2 protein-coding genes are annotated in these 3,684 nt (G+C 43.3%); both read left to right on the plus strand.

The window, feature by feature from the left end:
* Positions 1-1,004 precede the first annotated feature (1,004 nt).
* A complete protein-coding gene (gene merA / locus KGY70_18880) occupies positions 1,005-2,756 on the plus strand; it encodes a mercury(II) reductase (protein ID MBS3777268.1) in 1,752 nt (583 codons plus the stop codon).
* Positions 2,757-2,898: 142 nt separating this feature from the next.
* On the plus strand, positions 2,899-3,684 hold a 786-nt coding region (locus tag KGY70_18885; protein ID MBS3777269.1), incomplete at its 3' end, for a helicase.

Consider the following 3,684-nt stretch of genomic DNA (forward strand, 5'->3'; position numbering starts at 1 on the left):
CCAGCAATTTCTTCGAGCTTGCTGTGGCGGTGGCTATCGCCCTGTTCGGCCTGCAATCCCCCGCTGCCATGGTCACGGTGGTAGGCGTGCTGGTTGAGGTGCCGGTGATGCTCTCGCTGGTGGCATTTGCCAACAGACACAATGGTAAAAGAGCCACGGGAGTGATCTGAACATACGGCGGTATCCCGCAATGGAGACTGTAGGGATAACTGCACGGTTGTTTTCGCTTTTTATCCACCACCTGTAATCAGACCAGTGACCCGTTCTCCAATATCATACACCAACTAACTACCTGCATTGTACATGAGTTATGCAGGTTAAATTTGCTGATAATTTCAAAAACAAAAGGATATGAAAAATAAACTTATTGATTGCCATTTTCCTGTCAGCTATAACTCTTTCTTTTTCATACGGTTATCTTTTATTTAATAATTTGGCCGTATGGAACCTGCATGAAATAATCATGTCCTTGTTGTGTAAGTTCTTGGATGCAGGTTTCACAGGAAAAGGATAAAAAAATTCCTGTTTCCATTGTAGCCTCAGCAGAATACATGGCCGACCACCTTTCAAATTGAAAACGATCCCTGCCCCTGCGACTTATCAGACATTTTGTAAATGAGTAGCCCTGCCGTTTCCCACCATCTGCTGTCGAAGACAGGAATAATTCATGACTTATTCGGTCTTAAAGACAGAAATCTTATTGAAGGAAGAAAAGAGGGACAAACCATTTTTTACTCAATTGTGTCAGGAAACGATATGTTATTACGACCTAGAATTTTATTAATAACGCAAAAGCTGAAGAAATATGAACAACAAATTTGGGAGAATCCGTCCAATCAGCGTCATTAGCCTTCTAAAGTTGAGCCCCCTCCGAAAAGTAATTTTTTGGAGAATAAGGCCTTTTATTGTTTTGGAATGCGCTGATAGAGAAAATATTAACCGATAAAAAATTCATGTTTGTTCATTAAACAGACTTTTTGTAGTGGACTCAAAGTTAAAATCTGATGATAAACAGAAATATGGAATTTGCAGAATTTAAGATAAAAGGCATGACTTGCGACCATTGTGCGCAGACCATTGCCAAAAAGTTTGCCAGCAAAGAAGGAATTGTATCTAACGACATTTCTTATCCGGAAGGAAGCGGTAAATTTGAATACGACCCGGAAAAAATCAGCAAGAAAGAAATTGCTTCTTTAATAGACAGTACAGGACATTATAAAGTGATCGGAGAAACAACAAAAGAAGAGCGTATTAATACCGACGATGAGGTCGGAAATAATCAAAAAAATATTGTCCATACAGACAGGAATCAATCTCCGGACGCCCATTTGTCTGAAGATGTTCCTGATGGTGGGCTTTTCGATTTAATTATCGTCGGCGGTGGTTCGGCCGCATTTGCAGCAGCCATAAAAGCCGAAAGTCTGGGGTTGTCCACCCTAATGATCAATGCCGGTTTAGACTTTGGCGGAACTTGTGTCAACGTAGGTTGTGTGCCTTCCAAAAATTTAATCCGCGCCGGAGAAACAGCTTATCATGCTTCGCATTCCAATTTTACCGGAATTCAGTCCAAGGGCGTTGATATCGACTTTACGCAGGTTATCAGAGACAAGAAAAAATTGGTCGCCACCCTGCAGGAAAAGAAATACATGGACGTAGTGAGCGATTTTGAAAATCTGACCATGCTTGAAGGCTGGGCAGAATTTAAAGACGAAAAAACCATTGTCGTAAACGGAAAAGATGAATACAAAGGGCTTAAATTTCTGATTGCTACCGGTGCAACCACATCCGTGCCGCCAATCGAAGGGTTAAAAGACGTTCCATACCTTACCAACATTGAACTGTTCGATTTGGAAGCACAGCCCGAAAGCTTAATTGTGCTGGGCGGCGGTTACATAGCCCTTGAAATTGCGCAGGCTTATCACCGGTTGGGAACCAAAGTAACCCTGCTGCAACGCTCGCCCTTTGTGCTTTCAAAACTCACACCCGACATTTCGGATGAGTTGCTGAAACATTTGCGCCACGAAGGAATGAACATCCAGACCGGTTTAAATTTTACCTCGGTAACCGAAGACAATAGTAAGATAAAAGTCCACGCTGAAAAAAACGGAGAAACAAAACTGTTTGTTGCCGGAAAATTAGTAATTGCCACGGGAATAACACCCAATACAAGCCAATTGGGATTGGAAAACATTGGTTTGGAACTTGCGAAAAACGGACACATTTCGGTAAATGACAGGATGGAAACCAACCTGCCCCACATTTATGCAGCAGGCGACGTAGCGAACACCCCTGCATTTGTTTATACGGCGGCATTTGAAGGTAGAATTGCCATTGAAAACGCTTTCTCAGGAACAGATAATAAAGCGGATTATTCTTCCCTGCCCTGGGTAGTTTTTACCGACCCGCAACTGGCAGGTGCAGGATTAGACGAATCACAGGCAAAAGCCGAAGACATCCCATTTGAAGTTTCAAAACTGGAATTAAAGGACGTGCCAAGAGCCATAGCTGCAAATGATACAAGAGGATTTATCAAACTCATTCGCAATACCGAAACCGACAAACTCATAGGTGCAAGAGTTGTTGCCCCCGAAGGTGGAGAACTGATCCAACAATTGAGTATGGCAATCAAATATGGCATTACGGTAAACGATTTGGCAAACAGTTTATACCCTTATCTGACTTTGGGAGAAGGCATCAAATTAGCGGCAATCATTTTTGCAAAAGACGTTTCGGAATTGAGTTGCTGTGCCAGTTAAGCCCACGCAAACAGGCTATAAATCAAAATAATTTTTATTGGATCATTCTTCCTTCTATTCCATTTGATGTAGTTTTGCAATTTTTAATTATTAAGGTAGAAATTTCCTGCATACCAGGGATTATGATTCGAAGGAGCATTGAATGGAAGAAAGGAATCACCTAAAGAAGGTTTTGATAAAGATTGATCAGGCCATCAAGGCTATTGATGATCGGATCAACAACCAGTTAAAAGATATCCGGCAGGCCAAGAACCACCTGCAGGACAATAAACGTGACATGGACCACCTGGAAAAAAATGCCGTGCGCGAGGCAGTGGGTCAGACCGCCATGCTGGGGGAGGCTTCTGTAGACAAGAAAAAACGACTGCTGCGGCTCCGGGATATTGCCTATTTCGGCCGGTTTGATTTCAAAAGGAAGGATGAAGACAAGGCCAAGCCGGTATATATTGGTGTGCATAATTTTCAGGATGAACAAACCAATGAGAACCTGATCTATGACTGGCGGGCTCCTATTTCCAGTATGTTTTACGACTTCGAGCCGGGTGAAGCCTGGTATGAGAACTCGCATGGCCGGGTGGAGGGTGATATCTCTTTGAAACGGCAGTTCCGCATCCGCAAAGGTAAGATGGAATACATGCTGGAGAGCGACCTGAATATCCAGGATGAGGTTTTGCAGAAAGAACTCAGCCAGGCCTCCTCCAGCTCCATGAAAAACATTGTAGCTACCATTCAGCGCGAACAGAATGCCATTATACGCAACCAGCAGGCCCGTCACTTAGTGATTCAGGGGGTAGCAGGGTCGGGAAAAACATCAATCGCCCTGCACCGGATTGCTTTCTTACTCTACAAGTATAAGGACACCATAAGCTCGGAAGACATCCTGATCATCTCGCCCAACAAAGTTTTTGCCAGTTATATTTCCAACGTG

This window comes from Bacteroidales bacterium (genome assembly GCA_018334875.1).
Classification (GTDB): domain Bacteria; phylum Bacteroidota; class Bacteroidia; order Bacteroidales; family UBA12077; genus JAGXLC01.